Origin of the sequence: Rickettsia massiliae MTU5 (assembly GCF_000016625.1) — a bacterium.
In the GTDB taxonomy this organism is placed as follows: domain Bacteria; phylum Pseudomonadota; class Alphaproteobacteria; order Rickettsiales; family Rickettsiaceae; genus Rickettsia; species Rickettsia rickettsii.
The window spans coordinates 952,497-967,500 of record NC_009900.1; the positions used below are offsets into that span (position 1 = coordinate 952,497).

Consider the following 15,004-nt stretch of genomic DNA (forward strand, 5'->3'; position numbering starts at 1 on the left):
TTACTAAAATCACCTCTTTCTAATGGGTATTTACAATCAATAAAAAAACTCTTGCCTCTACCAAATTCTTTTACTTCACTCCAAGGCAAATTTTTAGCTCGAGAAAGCTGCAACTCGCCACTATCATATAAAAGAATACCTTCATTCTTAATGTCGGTATAAAAATAACACCCTTTTTCAAGCTTGTCGTTTACCTCACTTATAGATTCGCATATTATAGATATCCAAGGTTCTAGCGAACAAACCTCGGCTTTTCTTCAGCTTGTTTGTTCTAACCTTTTTTCTATCTTAGATTCTACCCTTAAAGTAGCATGCTCCTTAAATTTACCTTTTTTTCTACTATAAAGTCAAAATCACTTGTATAACTATAAGTAATATGATCTTCCGTATACATATCTTTAACCCAATCACCTCTAGCATACGAGCCATACAAGATAATCAGGACAATTTTATCCTTGGCAACAGCCAAAATATGCTGCACTATATAATCAAGCCTATCTTGAACTTCAAGAGACCGTTTTGGTCAAATTGTTTTCATAGCTGATCGTTATTTAAACGTTAAATCTAAAATGTACTATATCCCCATCCTGCATTTTATATTCTTTACCCTCTAAACGCATTTTACCTACTTCCTTGGCTTTTGCTTCACTACCGAGACTTATGTAATCTTTATAGCCGATAACTTCCGCTCTGATAAAACCTTTTTCAAAATCGGTATGAATAACACCGGCAGCAGCCGGTGCAAGTGTGCCGTCTTTAAAAGTCCAGCTATGGGCTTCCTTTGGTCCTATAGTAAAAAAGCTTTTAAGATTTAAAAGATTATACCCCTCTTTAATGACTTTACTAAGCCCTGTTTCGTCTAAACCTATAAATTTTAAAAACTCTTCCTTTTCTTCCATGCTTTCAAGTAAAGCAATTTCAGCTTCTATTTTTGAAGAAATTACAACACTTTTAGCATTTTCTTTCTTTGCTCTTTCTGCTACTAATTTTGTAAATTCATTACCTATAGCTGCATCTTTTTCAAGTACGTTACATATATATAAAACGGGCTTAGAGGTAATTAACTGCAATTGTTTTAAATTATCAACTCCTAAAGCTTCATTTAGCACTCTTGCAGGTTTATCCTCACCTAATACCTTATAAACCTCTTTTAACCACTCTATCTGCTCTGCCATTGCTTTATCGCCTGACTTCAAGCGTTTTTCACTTGTAGCTAAACGCTTTTCAACCGATTCTATATCGGCAAGTATTAATTCCGTTTCAATAATCTCGAGGTCATGCAGCGGATCAACTTTGTTATGTACGTGCGTTATATCCTCATCTTCAAAACAACGCAGTACGTGCAGTATTGCATCGACTTCCCTGATATAAGATAAGAACTTATTACCTAGCCCCTCCCCTTTGCTTGCTCCTTTAACAAGCCCTGCAATATCGACAAACTCAATATAAGACGGAATAATTTTACCGCTTCCGGCTAAGCTTGCTAGTTTATGCAAACGCTCATCAGGCACTAAAACTTTGCTGCTATTAGGCTCAATAGTACAAAACGGATAATTAGCGGCATCTGCAGCCTGACTTGCCGTTAAGGCATTAAATAACGTCGACTTACCGACATTCGGCAACCCAACAATTCCGAGTTTTAGTGTCATAAATTTTTCCGTAAATAATACATTATAGAATCTTTTTCGCAACCGTGCATAGCAAATTCAATTTTATACCCCAGTTTCTCATAAAACGATTTTGCTTGGACGTCCATAGTAACAAGAGGAATAAAATTACAGCCTCGTTCACGTGCTAAATCCTCAGCCTTTTGCATTAGTACAGTACCATAATTTTAATTCCTTATATTTTCATTAACAAAGAGTGAATCAAAATCCCCCCAAGAACTCATACCGCTAATTCCTACAACAAAATTTTTATCCTGATCTAAACAGGAAAATGCAAAAGATTCAATATCTCCTACTACCCCCTTTTGTTCTCTAGCATCTTTATTCAAAGCCTCAATAATTATAGTTCTATGAGTTCTATCCATTTCATCAGCATAAACAATTTCAAAATTTTGTGTCATAAATCTTTGCTGTTTAGTTTTAATATCGTTTTCCCGTCATTGCGCGGAGATGCGTAGCATCGACTTGGCAATCTCTTGAAGTAGTATAGAATGCCTGAGATTGCTTTGTCAAAACTTACAGTTTTTCCTCGCAATGACGAGTTGGTATTCATGCAGCAACGTCGATCAAGTCGTAGGAATAACATTGAATATATCAAACTATCTTATTCTTAAATTCTTCTAACTTATTCTCTAATATTAAACCAAAGTTACTAGTGACTCTATCTATAGCTTGCATTACTGTTTCATACTCCGGTTTAGAGAAATTATTAAGTACGTAATCTGCGACATCCTGATTATTTTGCGGTCTACCGACTCCAATCCTAATCCGGTTATAATTATTACCTATAACCCCATCAATCGATTTTAAACCATTATGCCCGCCATTACCGCCACCGGTTTTAAATTTTATTCTACCTGTTTCTAAATCAATATCATCATGAATAACAAAGATTTTTGCGGGGTGGATATTATAACATGTTTTCACCGATATCACTGACTTACCGGACAAGTTCATATAGGTGGTGGGCTTTATAAAAATTATCTTTTGTCCATCACTAATAGTTTCAGCAATTTCACAATTGAATTTTTTCTTTGTACTAAATGATGAATTATATTGGTTTGCTATTTTCTCTATAGCAATAAAGCCGACATTATGCCTCGTATATTGATACTCTTTTCCTGGATTACCAAGACCAATAACAAGAATCATAATAATTTACCTAATAAATAGTAATGGAAAATTTTTGAAGAAATATTGATTTGCAAGAAGTACAGAATAATGTGTTCTTAGCTCAGCATTATTGCGTGGATCGAAAAACCTACTCGATGTCATACCGTGGCTTGACCACGGTATCCAGAAAAAAAATTAACAAAGACTAGATACCGCTACAAGCTCACAGTATGACAATTAAAGATTACCGGATTCCCGCTTCTAGCTAGGAATGGCATAAAACGTACCAAACAACAACACCTACGAATCCTCGCAATAACTATTTAAGTATCTAAGCAAGTCCTTATCGTGAGAATGATCTTACTTCCCTGCTTCAGCGGCTTGTTGTTCCCCTTCAGCTTCAGTTTTTGCTCCTCTACGTCCTATAATAGTTGCAAGGACAAATTCTTTTTTCGTAACAAAACTACATCCTTTCGGTAACTCTATTTTTGACGATTTGAGCGAAGTAGCAATAGGCATATTAGTAACATCTATAGTTACGTTTCTTGGGATATTATTAACATCACATAATAAAGTAACTCTTCTTTTTACTATATTAAAGTATCCACCTCTTTTAACGCCTAAAGCTCTTTCTTTCCCTTCATATACTACAGGTACTTCCATTTTTTGGGTTTTCTCTTCTAAAAAGACAAAATCAACATGGCGTACTATATCCGTAACAGGATGTAATTCTACAGCCTTCGGCAATACTTTATATTTTTTCTTATCAATTGTTAAATTAATTAACTGAGAGATAAAAGCCGGCTTTCTATAATATTTAGTTATTTCCTTTTCTTCCAAAGAAATACTAACAGGTATTTTACCCGCTCCATAAATAATAGCCGGAACACGCCCTGCTCTTCTTAATGCTCTTGCTGCTCCCGTACCGAATTCCGTACGGGATTCCGCTTCAAGTTCTAATATTTCACTCATTATTACTCCATATGAACTTATTATAAACCTTCATTATCATACTTCAGTACAATTAAAAATTCAAGTAAATTAATTTTTGACTAGAATATAGGAGTAATATATTCCTTAGTTAAAATTCTTCAATTTATTGGATAAAGAAATTTAGTTCTAACCGAAATTATTTTGTAAGGAAATTATGAAACAGATATCACCTAAGCGTATTGCTGCAAATCCCTCAAACTGTGGAGAAGAACTTGCTGCCAAGGATATAATAAGGATTTTCTCCTTGAATCTATTATGTACTCTTCTGACACTGACTATATTGGGAGTGACAGCGAGAGTGAAGATAGTGAAGATGACGATTCTTATGCATCAATACTCTTGTTAAAATTAAAGAACCGGAATGCAAAATTCACTTAGATTTAGTTAGTATATTACGTATGTGCTACCAAGCAAATGTTAGAGAACAAGCAGAAAATGCGGAGGTTTCTAATTTAGACAATGAAAAGCAGGTAATTACATGTAGCACAACTCCAACAATTCTGTACCGAAAGTTCAATTGAATCTATGATAACATCAACATCACAAAGCAACATAGATGCTGACAAAATTATCTTACCTTTCCCTTCTGTAGAACAACAAAGACAATTAGGGAAATTATATCGTTCTGAAAGTGATGGAGCCGGTGAAAATATAATTAAAATTTTTAAAGAGCTTTACCCTTCTAATTCTGACAATGGTAACGTTGGAATAGTAATATTATTAGGTGATGAAAAGAGGTCATACGGCGGACCTAAATCTATGGGATATTTAAAAATTTATGAGTTTGCAGAGATAATCTAGCACCGCTTTCTAATGCTAATTTTACTGCTAACTCATTATTTTCGCCATTAAGTCTTTGGTCATTTTGATCCATAGGTTGAATAAAAACCGGTATATTATAAGAGGTTTGCCCTACTTCCGGTATGAGACTATATTCTAAAATATTTTTAGCAACGATAAATTTCACCGCACTAATTTTAGGCAATAACTCTTCTCTTATTTTACTATAACCGGTTTTACCTGCCTTCGGCGAACAAATTATAGACACTTCTTGCGGCAAAGAACGATATAACGTACCGTTAGTCTCTATTTGAACTTTAACATCTCGGTCTAATAACTTCTGACATAATAACTCTATAGGTTGACGCATTGGCTCACCGCCGGTTATTACTACTAAATTAATCGATTTTTCATTTTTAGAATTTAATGCCAGGCTTTCTACTTTATTCAAAATCTGATCTATATCTACTAAATCAAAATCTTCAAACTCCGTATCACAAAAATTACAAGCAAGATTACATCCTCCAAGCCTAATAAAGATCGCAGGACAACCTACAAAAATGCCCTCCCCTTGTATAGTCTTAAAAATAGACTGTACCTCTAACTTAGTACCGTCACCGTTTAATATGCTTCTTTTAGGATTTTGTCCAAACATTTTTAAATTATTATCGATTGATTAAAAACATTATAGTACATTTTTATAAAAAAATCTTGCAATAACTAATAAAAAAACTATTATTTAGGTTTCATCGGTAATATGGCTTTGGTATGCCTAATGTTTTACCGTTTAAACCTAGAAATACCAATTATAAGGAACAATATGCCTAAATTAAAAACAAAATCTGCCGTAAAAAAACGTTTTAAACTTACTGCTAGCGGCAAGGTTATTGCATCTCAAGCAGGTAAAAAACATTTTATGCGTCGTCGTACTAAAGCTCAAATTCGTAACCTTAGAGGAACTACAATACTTTGTCCTCAAGACGGATATAATATTAAAAAATATTTTTTACCGTACGGTATAAATTAATTAACTAGGAGCTAAAGCAATGACACGTGTAAAATCAGGAAAAATTTCCAAAAATCGACATAAAAAAATCCTTAAATTAGCCAAAGGCTATAGAGGTAGAGCAAATAGCTGTTTTAGAGTAGCTATTGAAAAAGTAGAAAAAGCCCTCCAATATGCTTATAGAGATCGTAGAAACCGTAAACGTGATTTTAGAGGCTTATGGATTCAAAGAATAAATGCAGCAGTAAGAGAACATGAGCTTGTTTACTCTCAATTTATGGGAGCTCTTAAAAAAGCAGGAATCGATATAAATCGTAAAGTACTTGCAGAACTTGCCGTCAATAACAGTGACGGATTCGTAAGTATCGTAGAAAAAGCAAAAGCACATATTTAAGTATTTAATGTCATCCCGTGGTCAAGCCACGGGATGACATATTTATAATAATTAATTTTTATTTTCGTTCGGTATAAATATTATGAAACGCACATTTCAACCTAGTAATTTAGTTAGGAAAAGAAGACATGGTTTTAGATCTAGAATGGCTACTCCAACCGGAAGAGCAATCTTAAGAAAACGTCGTGCTAAAGGTAGACATAAATTATCTGCTTAAAATAATCTGACTTATCAAATTGTCTATTACCTCTTTAAAAAATCAAAAAGAATTTGAACTTATAAATAAGCTTGGAAAGAAGCTCCATGATAGATATTTTATTGTGGTAATCGCCAAAAAACTTCCAAAAATCTTCCTTGAATCAAAATATAACACCTTTTTAGGAATCAAAGTTAGCAGAAAGCTAAATAAAAAAGCTGTAGTTCGCAACAAAATTAAAAGGCGTATACGACATCTAATTAGAATTATTGTTAGTGATTCTAGCTTTAAGGCTATAAAATTTGCAATGATTATTATTCCGAGAAAAGGATTTGAAGAGATACACTTCTCACACTTGAATTATGAATTAAGTAAAGTAATTCTAAGAAATATTTAGATTTTATTAGACCTCTTCGGAAACTCGCTTATAGAGAGGAATTTGAAGGAGACACGGAACGCAGAACCGCAGCGTACAAAAGAGTACGTGAGGATTCGAGTACCGGATCGACGTACAAATTACCTCTAGAAGTAGAGTTTCCGAAGAGGTCTATTGAATGACTTGGCATTACTCGCGTGGATTGGTTTTGCCGTCATTACGAGGAAAAATTGAAAATTTTGACGAAGCAATCCAGTAAAAAATTCTGATTTACAGATTTTTTACTATTTTTTATAGATTGACACGCTCCTTGCAGTCGCTGCGTTGTTGCATGGCTCGTTTTATGTCATTCCTGCGAAAGCGGGAATGACATCGAGTAGGTTTTTCGAGCCATGCAACAAAGCCTTTAGTCGCTCGCAATGACGACTTGGATATTCATGCAAGCAAGCCTTCCACGGGAATAATATTGAATTTTATTACTTATACTCCCTCTATCCCCTCTCCTAATGCCGGTACTTCTTCTACTACAGTAAGTGTTATATCTATAGTATTTTCTTCAGACGTAATAGTATTTATAGTAGAATAATAATATTTTTTTACTAATTCGATAACGTCTAAATTATGCGTCTCTTCTGCCGTATAAATATTATAGCTACTTACCTCTATAGTAGGATGCTCAAGTACAGCTTTTAGAATAGCTAAATCACCTTTCTCTATAGCTTGATTAAGATTATATAAGTCTATTTGTGTAGTACTATGCTCAAGTACAGCTTTTAGAATAGCTAAATCACCTTTCTCTATAGCTTGATTAAGATTAGTTGATGCTATTTTTGTAGTACTATGCTCAAGTACAGCTTTTAGAATAGCTAAATCACCTTTCTCTATAGCTTGATTAAGATTATATAATGCTATTTGTGTAGTACTATGCTCAAGTACAGCTTTTAGAATAGCTAAATCACCTTTCTCTATAGCTTGATTAAGATTATATAATTCTATTTGTGTAGTACTATGCTCAAGTACAGCTTTTAGAATAGCTAAATCACCTTTCTCTATAGCTTGATTAAGATTATAGGAATTTACTTTAGTATTACCATAATTAAGTAAACAAATTAATAACTCAGAATTCCCTTGCGCTATAGCGTGCCCTATACTAGTATCAGTGTATAATCCTTTCTGATTTAACATAGTCTCTATCTTGCTTAGAGAAAATTTATTAAAATTATATGTTTCTAAGGTTAAAGCTCTACTAAATACCCTGATTAAGTCAGCGTATGTTAATTCTTTCGGCTTTGTTTCTATATTTGAGTTAAATATTTTAGGATATGATTCATGATATTTCGAATGAATATTTTTATAAAATTTTACAAAAGCTTTATATTCTTTATGTAGAAAAGCCGGCAACTCCTCTATGCTTTTCATATTTTTAATTTCATTAGCACTTAAAGAAAAACTATAAATTTGCTCGTCTAATTTATAGCTTATACTAAAATCTGACGCTGCTAATAAATGAAAATTATCTCTTATATATTCAATCAATAAAGAGTCATTTTTTGTTCTAGCATCGTAATTACTTTGAGCTAATCGTATAATATTTCCATCGCTGGCCTTATTATAAGTGCATAACACCATATTGCCCTGTATCCAATCTAAATGATGTTGAGCGGCTCCTGAATGACAAGAAAATATATGAACAATATTACATTGATTTGCAGTGGTATTATTTTGTATTTTATTAAGCAGTATAATATCTAACACAGAAATTATACCTTCATCAGACAATATACTCATTGATAAGTAAGAAGGCTCAGGCATAAAATATGATTTAATTTTTCCCCATAAACCTAAATTAATAGGTTTAGAGAAAAACTCTGATCCATGTGCATTTATAAAATATTCACTACCTGTACCTGAAGGTAAGTCAGCTAAGGTTTTTATTTCCTGGATATCAGGATTTTTATTTTTCATACTTATATCCGGGCCTTTAAGCAATATTTTTCGCATATTTATATCCTTATATAATTAACTTGATTACCATATTCTATGGTTACCACATAATATGGTAATTTTTACAAAAGTCAAGATAGAGTAGTATTTATAAAAATTTAGAGTTGATAATTATAGATAATAGCATTGAAAATAAGGCTATAAAGTAACCGGCAAAAAAGGGATAAGATTTAAAAAAATCTTATCCCTAGTTGCGAATAAAAATAGAGTTTAGAAAGAACTGGCAATATTATTTATTAAATCTCCGGATCAGTATTTCCCAATATTGTTGTATCTGAATTACTATCCGTATTTTCTCCCATAAAATTTAAATTGAGTACAATAGTATTATTTAAAAGAATTTCAGAAGTTACGCCTTTGTGCATTACTGATTGACCATTATTTATATTTTCTATTATACCTTTTGAAACAATATTTGACCCTAATGTACCCTCACCAGATATATTTAAAGTACTGCCTGATACTAGATTTAGTGTACCAACGATATTCAAAGACCTCCCTGCTTCTATAATTACGGTAGTATCAGAATTGAATGAGATATTACTAAGAATCACATTTGATGCTATAATAAGTTTAAGAGTATTCATAGAGTCTAAATGAATATCTAAACAATCTTCATTTCTTTTAAATAATTTTCTTATGCCTCTTTTGACATCTCAAGTAACTCATTTTTAGAAATAGTCATTTTTTCTGTTAATTTATATAAATTTCTATCTTTTAAGAGATCTAATAAAAATTTTTACTAGGTAACAACTGCAATAGTTCCTTATAAGTTATGGTATCGGAACACCCTTTTATTAACTTCCAATTTTCAAAAAAGAATTTTTTATCATTTTCTTCTGTTAGTGTTCTATAGAATTTTATCCGCTCATCATTTACCGTAAAATCATCAGCTAACTTTTTGAGCGTTTCTTCTAACCTATTCTAATATTGCTAAATCAAAAAAATCATTACTGTTATGTATTTGATCATTATTAAAAGTAAGGATTGCACTATTTCCTGCTATTAACTCACATAACTTATCTAACTCATGACCAACTACGTAATCAATATCTTTAAAACTAAGTTGTTTTTGTATCGTTTATTGCTCCAAGTTCATTTATGCCTTTGTGCTTATCATCTTCATAATCATTACGAGCAATTTCAAATAATTTTGTTACTGCATTTGCACTAGCCATATCGTTATAACTAGCTAATGTATTTAATAATTCATAATTTGAAATAATAGCTTTCATTTCTTCTGCACTTAATATTTTCTCTTTAACTAAAAAATGACATCTTTTCTATTGATGATTTAGCTCTTACCGCTTGTGCCCTTGCCCCTAATGGTTTATAACTATCTATACTTTCCTTATCTTGTTTTTTCTTATACACCTCTTCTATTGCGTTTCACTCTAATTCATTACTCTATATTCCACTCATAAGCCTTTTTGCTTCATTTTCAGGTTGATCGTTTTTAATACGCTCTATTTTTGTATCTATTGCTACAATTTTCTTTTCTATAGATATACTTGATTTTTTATATATTTCTGCAAAAAATTCATCCTCTATTGTATAATTTTTATCTTTAATATATTTCCTAAATTCTGATTTTAATCTAAAGAATTCTTGCATGACTCCAGAATTTTTAATAATCTCAGGCAATTCAAAATTATTTAAATCACCTTGGATATATTGCCAATTTTCTTTTTGCTTTTCATAAGTCAAATAAAAATTCTGCTTTTATATATTCTTCAATAACATCAATAACGCTTACTACAAAACTTGTCTTTTCTACTTCAAAATCTAATTCGCTCATATTTAAATCCTAATTATTATTAAATTGAAATTTAAGAAATTTTAACTTTTGGTAGTATAATAATTAAGATAGTGTCAATGTCATATAGTCAATTCAATGAGATTGGCATAAAAGGCGCAAGGCGCGAAGCCTATAACTAATAGGAAAGCGACGAGTAATGATGTAGGTGAGTCCAACTCAACCACTACCGGCTGAGAGCCGGTAGGTTGATGATAGGCACTAGAAGTGCCGTAGAGTTTAAGCTAAAGCTTATTCCAATCTAATGTTAGAAATAGAAGTTGGTTTATGAGCTTCTGTATGGTTATTTATATACTCATTAATTACTTCATCTGTGATATGACCACTTGTTGTACTAAAATAACCTCTTCCCCAAAAATGCTTCCCCCAATATCTCTTTTTTAATTCTGGGAATTCTTGTTGTATTCTACGTGCAGTTCTACCTTTTGCTCTTTGTACAAATTCACTTACTGCTATATTAGGAGGTATCGATACTAAAATATGTAAATGATCAGATGATATCACCCCATTTACTATCCTAATATTCATTTCCTCTGAAACTTGAGCTATGATTTCCCTAATCCTTTCTTTGATAACTTGGGTTAATACTTTATAACGGTATTTTGTTATCCATACTATGTGATACCTGTGATAATATACCGTATGTTTCCCTTTTTCATATTCTGTCATAGTCATCCTATAAAATAAGTCCTACTTACTTATTTTATATAAGACGACTATGACTTATTCAAACTAAAGTTTCTCCACCTGAAGGTGGAGGTTTGAACCATCAGCTGGATAATCAATTGACTATAAAATACGGTCATTGATTTTTATGCAAAATTCTATCGAACTATTCTCAAGAAAAACTTACAACCACTTCCGTTTCTTAAAATATTTATAGGTAATAATTGTAGATAATAGCATTAAGAATAATGCTATAGGATAACCATACGGTGATTTAAGCTCAGGCATTACGGTAAAATTCATGCCGTAAATACTAGCTATTAAAGTGGGTGGGAGAAAAAATATAGTAACCAACGAGAAAATTTTAATAATATTATTTTGTTCAATTGCAATCATACCGAGTGCTGCGTCTAGGGTTCTTGCAATCTCGCTAGATATAAATTGTGAAAAATTAATTATTGAGTCTACGTCTCGAAGCAATGTATCTAATAGATCCTTAGATGCTTTATTTTGAGTTATTTGTGGAGATTTTAAAATATATTGAATAGCCATAGTTAAAGAAAATAAACACTCACGGCTTTTAGACAGTAAATCACCTTTTCGACCTATTTTCTTTAATACATTGGTATGATCTATACGCAAATCATTAATATTATTATCAAGTATTAAACGTCCATAATCATCAATATCCATACTAATCGACTGTACAATATTCGATAATCTTGTTACCATATTACGAAGTAACATAAATAAAATATTTTCTGCATTATGTGTGTTATTAAGCTGCTTAGCAAATTTATTTATACAGTCATTAAAGGGTATTAATTCTACGTAACGAACTGTTATAAGACAACATTTATGCAAAATAAATACTATAGAATGTGTTTCAGGAAATTCTTGCTCTTTATTAACGAGTTCCGTAATAGTTAGATATAACACCTCATTTTCAACATATAACCTCTCAGAAATCTCAATTTGAGATATGTCCTTTAAAGTCGGTATTGCTATATTTAATGTATTTTTTACTATTACTTTTTCTTCATCTGTTATATTGAATAAATCAATCCATAATGTGGATTCATTAATAATATATTCTTCATTTTTTACTATAGAATTATTTTCCTTTAAATATGTAGTTATCATATAATCTCAAATATGTTTTTGTAGAGATTAACAAACTTCACTCTTTAAAGCAACTTAAAGCTTTTATTCTCGTAGATGATTCTTCCTATTATTAGACTCCTTACATAACCTATCTTAGAAAGAGGGACTGAAAGAAAGACGGAAGCACTTGCTTGCCACCGCAGCACACGCAAGTAACGTGAGGATGCGAGTACCGGATTGACGTACAAATCGCCTTTAGAAGAAGGTTATGCAAGAAGTCTATTGTCTAAATAACAAATAATATACAATATAAAACCATCCAAAAAATCCATAAATGATAGCCCATAATATTGATTATCCAGCTGATGGTTCAAACCTCCACCTTCAGGTGGAGAAACTTTAGTTTGAATAAGTCATAGTCGTCTTATATAAAATAAGTAAGTAGGACTTATTTTATAGGATGACTATGACAGAATATGAAAAAGGGAAACATACGGTATATTATCACAGGTATCACATAGTATGGATAACAAAATACCGTTATAAAGTATTAACCCAAGTTATCAAAGAAAGGATTAGGGAAATCATAGCTCAAGTTTCAGAGGAAATGAATATTAGGATAGTAAATGGGGTGATATCATCTGATCATTTACATATTTTAGTATCGATACCTCCTAATATAGCAGTAAGTGAATTTGTACAAAGAGCAAAAGGTAGAACTGCACGTAGAATACAACAAGAATTCCCAGAATTAAAAAAGAGATATTGGGGGAAGCATTTTTGGGGAAGAGGTTATTTTAGTACAACAAGTGGTCATATCACAGATGAAGTAATTAATGAGTATATAAATAACCATACAGAAGCTCATAAACCAACTTCTATTTCTAACATTAGATTGGAATAAGCTTTAGCTTAAACTCTACGGCACTTCTAGTGCCTATCATCAACCTACCGGCTCTCAGCCGGTAGTGGTTGAGTTATTCACATTAAATGATATTACTATTGCAAGTATTGTTCCAAGAGCAATACCACCATATCCTAAGTAATTCATATATTTTATCCTTAATATTTTTTAATATTATTGTAGGGTATTTATTATATTTTATTAAGATACTTTATGAATTAAAAATAATTAATTTATATATTATTGCTTAAAAACTACTTTATGGGACTGTTAACAAAATAACTTTCATTGATAATTAAAGAAATTTTTTAGCGAAAATTAATAATATTTTTGAGCGGATATATCCTATTTCAAAAAAACCTTATAATTTATAGCTAAAAAGAGCAGAGGAGCCACAGACGAGGAACGACAGCAGTTATGAAATGTTCGGCATGCGAGGGCTTACAAAGACATTGCGGCCAATTTTTTAAGTTCTATCTGAATATATACGTTCCTTACAAAAGCAGAACTTTATATATTAATTATTTTTGTGCAGTAAGATTCCAAATTTTCTCTGCTTTACTTCCAAGCCACCAAAAGCTTATTCCTAGAATTGTAAAAAATACTGCTTTATGAGTTGTATTCAAAAAATCTTGTATATAAATTAATAAATAAAAAAGTAACCCCGAATCCTTTAGTTACCGAATTATCTTGTTTTGGAACCGTGATAAATAGCTGCCCCAGACATTAAGGCAAATAATAAAGACCAATGAAATAATTCTACCGGCTTTAAGTAATAATCTTCAGGATCATAATGTTAACCACATTGCAATAAATAAGTATAATAAACCAACTACAAGAGTTACTTGAGTAAAATGATTGAATATTTTATTTTCTTCTAGTGCAAGAGCAGAGAATGTTAATATTCCTCCAAATAATATAAAACGTAATGGATAATTCATACCTAATTAACGCGAGTTTCGAATTAACAGAGCATAGAATTTAGACTATCAAGAGAGATGTAATAGAAGGTTTATTATCAGACATTTGATAATTTTTATCAGTGCTGCAACCATATGAACAAAGGCATTTGTAACTGATCTATGCCTTGAATGCTCAAACTTACTCAATAGTTTAATTTTGCTAAAAATAGATTCTAGCAATGATCTTTTAAGCAATAATATTTTATCCAACATAGACATAAGCTTATTTTTCATATTTTTCTTTACTCTAGTTACTATAAAAACTCCTTGCTCTAAAAGTTGTTGAAATAATTTTTGTGAAATATAATCACGATCTCCAAATATTTTACCAAAAAGATTTTTTATCATCAATTCTAGCTGTTTTCTATCATCCTTATTACCAGGACTAAAAGATGCTTTAACTTATACCACCAGCTCTATTAATTATTAAATGTAGTTTGAGTCCATAGAACCAACCTTTTGTTGTTGCACCACGTGCTGCTTATACCAGCAAACACTTTATTCATTGAAATACGATATTTCTTGCATACCTCTATACTACTTGAATCTACAAAAGATAGTCCGTCACACTGATCCAAAATAGAATTTAATATTAATACTAATAGTGGTAAATGTGGACCTATTATTTTTATAAATTGGCTATAAGCTTACTAACTGAAAATCTCTTTGATGATGAATTCATATCTGTTTCAGATAAAATAGTTTTTAAAACAATCATAAGATGACTGTCAGTAACCTATTATAATCGTTATTACCTCACTTCTATGCAGTCTACTTTTTGGACCAGATTTGTTGTTATTTTGAGTCATTGAATTTGTATGCTTATCTAATTCTTGCAAATCGACGTAGCAAAATATTTCTATAAAATCTATGCTCATAGGTTATTGCTCTTTATATTATTTTTCAATAACCTATAAACTTTTTTCTAATACTGTAAAGACACTACCTTAATTCAAAACGTGTGTTTTCTCACTAATTTTATAACAAAAACAGTATTATTAATACACTCGTAACCTAGTGATT

At 31.5% G+C, this 15,004-nt stretch carries 18 protein-coding genes and 7 pseudogenes; 7 read left to right on the plus strand and 18 right to left on the minus strand.

Annotated elements, in window-relative coordinates; genetic code table 11:
* Positions 1-301: 301 nt before the first annotated feature.
* The 6 genes and pseudogenes from RMA_RS09480 to RMA_RS05180 all read right to left on the minus strand — a co-directional run bounded on the left by RMA_RS09480 (position 302) and on the right by RMA_RS05180 (position 3,752).
* Positions 302-469 carry a nucleotidyltransferase domain-containing protein gene (locus tag RMA_RS09480; protein WP_148194416.1) on the minus strand — a complete coding sequence of 56 codons (168 nt, stop codon included), beginning with the start codon at positions 467-469 and terminating at the stop codon, positions 302-304.
* An 82-nt stretch (positions 470-551) separates the two neighbouring features.
* A complete protein-coding gene (gene ychF, locus RMA_RS05160; protein ID WP_041404796.1) occupies positions 552-1,649 on the minus strand; it encodes a redox-regulated ATPase YchF in 1,098 nt (365 codons plus the stop codon).
* Positions 1,646-1,816: a GNAT family N-acetyltransferase gene (locus tag RMA_RS05165; protein ID WP_041404797.1), complete on the minus strand. Its 171-nt coding sequence runs from the start codon at positions 1,814-1,816 to the stop codon at positions 1,646-1,648. Before RMA_RS05165 ends, ychF begins: the two co-directional genes overlap by 4 nt.
* Before the next feature lie 26 nt (positions 1,817-1,842).
* Positions 1,843-2,068 (minus strand): annotated as a pseudogene (locus RMA_RS05170) (acetyltransferase).
* A gap of 193 nt (positions 2,069-2,261) precedes the next feature.
* Positions 2,262-2,819: an aminoacyl-tRNA hydrolase gene (gene pth / locus RMA_RS05175; RefSeq protein WP_041404798.1), complete on the minus strand. Its 558-nt coding sequence runs from the start codon at positions 2,817-2,819 to the stop codon at positions 2,262-2,264.
* Positions 2,820-3,140: 321 nt separating this feature from the next.
* Positions 3,141-3,752, minus strand: a complete 612-nt coding sequence (locus RMA_RS05180; protein ID WP_014365596.1) for a 50S ribosomal protein L25/general stress protein Ctc — start codon at positions 3,750-3,752, stop codon at positions 3,141-3,143.
* A gap of 546 nt (positions 3,753-4,298) precedes the next feature.
* Here RMA_RS05180 and RMA_RS05185 point away from each other — a divergent pair.
* Positions 4,299-4,574, plus strand: a complete 276-nt coding sequence (locus RMA_RS05185; RefSeq protein ID WP_238375417.1) for a hypothetical protein — start codon at positions 4,299-4,301, stop codon at positions 4,572-4,574.
* Here RMA_RS05185 and RMA_RS05190 read toward each other — a convergent pair.
* The gene (locus RMA_RS05190) at positions 4,531-5,208 is read right to left on the minus strand and encodes a 7-carboxy-7-deazaguanine synthase QueE (protein ID WP_014408857.1); all 678 of its coding nucleotides are present in this window, start codon (positions 5,206-5,208) and stop codon (positions 4,531-4,533) included. The two genes, RMA_RS05185 and RMA_RS05190, sit on opposite strands and share 44 nt — an antisense overlap.
* A gap of 165 nt (positions 5,209-5,373) precedes the next feature.
* Between RMA_RS05190 and rpmI the strand changes: the two genes are divergently transcribed.
* From rpmI to RMA_RS08675, 5 genes are all read left to right on the plus strand, one after another.
* Positions 5,374-5,580, plus strand: a complete 207-nt coding sequence (gene rpmI, locus RMA_RS05195; protein WP_004997924.1) for a 50S ribosomal protein L35 — start codon at positions 5,374-5,376, stop codon at positions 5,578-5,580.
* A 19-nt stretch (positions 5,581-5,599) separates the two neighbouring features.
* Positions 5,600-5,953 carry a 50S ribosomal protein L20 gene (gene rplT, locus RMA_RS05200; protein WP_012152997.1) on the plus strand — a complete coding sequence of 118 codons (354 nt, stop codon included), beginning with the start codon at positions 5,600-5,602 and terminating at the stop codon, positions 5,951-5,953.
* 82 nt (positions 5,954-6,035) lie between these two features.
* A complete protein-coding gene (rpmH, locus tag RMA_RS05205) occupies positions 6,036-6,170 on the plus strand; it encodes a 50S ribosomal protein L34 (RefSeq protein WP_011270688.1) in 135 nt (44 codons plus the stop codon).
* A 19-nt stretch (positions 6,171-6,189) separates the two neighbouring features.
* Complete coding sequence (gene rnpA / locus RMA_RS05210; RefSeq protein WP_041404799.1) at positions 6,190-6,546, plus strand: ribonuclease P protein component; 357 nt, start codon at positions 6,190-6,192, stop codon at positions 6,544-6,546.
* A gap of 5 nt (positions 6,547-6,551) precedes the next feature.
* Positions 6,552-6,707 carry a palindromic element RPE1 domain-containing protein gene (locus tag RMA_RS08675; RefSeq protein WP_081427934.1) on the plus strand — a complete coding sequence of 52 codons (156 nt, stop codon included), beginning with the start codon at positions 6,552-6,554 and terminating at the stop codon, positions 6,705-6,707.
* A 24-nt stretch (positions 6,708-6,731) separates the two neighbouring features.
* Here RMA_RS08675 and RMA_RS11140 read toward each other — a convergent pair.
* From RMA_RS11140 to RMA_RS05240, 7 genes and pseudogenes are all read right to left on the minus strand, one after another.
* A pseudogene (locus RMA_RS11140) lies at positions 6,732-6,926 on the minus strand (MFS transporter); the annotation flags it as partial.
* 79 nt (positions 6,927-7,005) lie between these two features.
* Positions 7,006-8,526: a hypothetical protein gene (locus RMA_RS05215; protein WP_041404800.1), complete on the minus strand. Its 1,521-nt coding sequence runs from the start codon at positions 8,524-8,526 to the stop codon at positions 7,006-7,008.
* Between the two features lie 353 nt (positions 8,527-8,879).
* Positions 8,880-9,116 (minus strand): annotated as a pseudogene (locus RMA_RS11145) (hypothetical protein); the annotation flags it as partial.
* Between the two features lie 474 nt (positions 9,117-9,590).
* Positions 9,591-9,764 (minus strand): hypothetical protein, encoded by a 174-nt coding sequence (locus RMA_RS09955; RefSeq protein WP_187145878.1) that lies wholly within the window; start codon positions 9,762-9,764, stop codon positions 9,591-9,593.
* A 235-nt stretch (positions 9,765-9,999) separates the two neighbouring features.
* A pseudogene (locus RMA_RS05230) lies at positions 10,000-10,327 on the minus strand (hypothetical protein); the annotation flags it as partial.
* A 249-nt stretch (positions 10,328-10,576) separates the two neighbouring features.
* Positions 10,577-11,014 carry an IS200/IS605 family transposase gene (gene tnpA, locus RMA_RS05235; RefSeq protein WP_041404948.1) on the minus strand — a complete coding sequence of 146 codons (438 nt, stop codon included), beginning with the start codon at positions 11,012-11,014 and terminating at the stop codon, positions 10,577-10,579.
* A 180-nt stretch (positions 11,015-11,194) separates the two neighbouring features.
* Positions 11,195-12,154, minus strand: coding sequence for a magnesium transporter CorA family protein (locus tag RMA_RS05240; RefSeq protein ID WP_012153001.1), 960 nt, complete (start codon positions 12,152-12,154; stop codon positions 11,195-11,197).
* 427 nt (positions 12,155-12,581) lie between these two features.
* Here RMA_RS05240 and tnpA (RMA_RS05245) point away from each other — a divergent pair, with 427 nt between their 5' ends.
* Positions 12,582-13,019, plus strand: coding sequence for an IS200/IS605 family transposase (gene tnpA, locus RMA_RS05245; protein WP_041404948.1), 438 nt, complete (start codon positions 12,582-12,584; stop codon positions 13,017-13,019).
* A gap of 788 nt (positions 13,020-13,807) precedes the next feature.
* On the opposite strand, the gene RMA_RS09960 is transcribed toward tnpA (RMA_RS05245), so the two are convergent.
* The 4 genes and pseudogenes from RMA_RS09960 to RMA_RS12305 form a co-directional block, all read right to left on the minus strand.
* Positions 13,808-13,960, minus strand: coding sequence for a hypothetical protein (locus RMA_RS09960; RefSeq protein WP_187145879.1), 153 nt, complete (start codon positions 13,958-13,960; stop codon positions 13,808-13,810).
* 48 nt (positions 13,961-14,008) lie between these two features.
* Positions 14,009-14,365, minus strand: a pseudogene (locus RMA_RS11790) (transposase); the annotation flags it as partial.
* Positions 14,366-14,378: 13 nt separating this feature from the next.
* Positions 14,379-14,447, minus strand: a pseudogene (locus RMA_RS12300) (transposase); the annotation flags it as partial.
* A 22-nt stretch (positions 14,448-14,469) separates the two neighbouring features.
* Positions 14,470-14,559 (minus strand): annotated as a pseudogene (locus RMA_RS12305) (transposase); the annotation flags it as partial.
* Positions 14,560-15,004: the final 445 nt, after the last annotated feature.

What these genes read in the sequence shown, in the direction of transcription:
- RMA_RS05190 (WP_014408857.1), bottom strand. Translation starts at nt 5,208, where the DNA reads ATGTTTGGACAAAATCCTAAAAGAAGCATATTAAACGGTGACGGTACT.
- RMA_RS05240 (WP_012153001.1), bottom strand. Translation starts at nt 12,154, where the DNA reads ATGATAACTACATATTTAAAGGAAAATAATTCTATAGTAAAAAATGAA.
- ychF (WP_041404796.1), bottom strand. Translation starts at nt 1,649, where the DNA reads ATGACACTAAAACTCGGAATTGTTGGGTTGCCGAATGTCGGTAAGTCG.
- RMA_RS09960 (WP_187145879.1), bottom strand. Translation starts at nt 13,960, where the DNA reads ATGAATTATCCATTACGTTTTATATTATTTGGAGGAATATTAACATTC.
- tnpA (WP_041404948.1), top strand. Translation starts at nt 12,582, where the DNA reads ATGACAGAATATGAAAAAGGGAAACATACGGTATATTATCACAGGTAT.
- rpmH (WP_011270688.1), top strand. Translation starts at nt 6,036, where the DNA reads ATGAAACGCACATTTCAACCTAGTAATTTAGTTAGGAAAAGAAGACAT.
- RMA_RS05185 (WP_238375417.1), top strand. Translation starts at nt 4,299, where the DNA reads ATGATAACATCAACATCACAAAGCAACATAGATGCTGACAAAATTATC.
- RMA_RS05215 (WP_041404800.1), bottom strand. Translation starts at nt 8,526, where the DNA reads ATGCGAAAAATATTGCTTAAAGGCCCGGATATAAGTATGAAAAATAAA.
- pth (WP_041404798.1), bottom strand. Translation starts at nt 2,819, where the DNA reads ATGATTCTTGTTATTGGTCTTGGTAATCCAGGAAAAGAGTATCAATAT.
- RMA_RS05165 (WP_041404797.1), bottom strand. Translation starts at nt 1,816, where the DNA reads ATGCAAAAGGCTGAGGATTTAGCACGTGAACGAGGCTGTAATTTTATT.
- rpmI (WP_004997924.1), top strand. Translation starts at nt 5,374, where the DNA reads ATGCCTAAATTAAAAACAAAATCTGCCGTAAAAAAACGTTTTAAACTT.
- tnpA (WP_041404948.1), bottom strand. Translation starts at nt 11,014, where the DNA reads ATGACAGAATATGAAAAAGGGAAACATACGGTATATTATCACAGGTAT.
- RMA_RS09955 (WP_187145878.1), bottom strand. Translation starts at nt 9,764, where the DNA reads ATGAAAGCTATTATTTCAAATTATGAATTATTAAATACATTAGCTAGT.
- rplT (WP_012152997.1), top strand. Translation starts at nt 5,600, where the DNA reads ATGACACGTGTAAAATCAGGAAAAATTTCCAAAAATCGACATAAAAAA.
- RMA_RS05180 (WP_014365596.1), bottom strand. Translation starts at nt 3,752, where the DNA reads ATGAGTGAAATATTAGAACTTGAAGCGGAATCCCGTACGGAATTCGGT.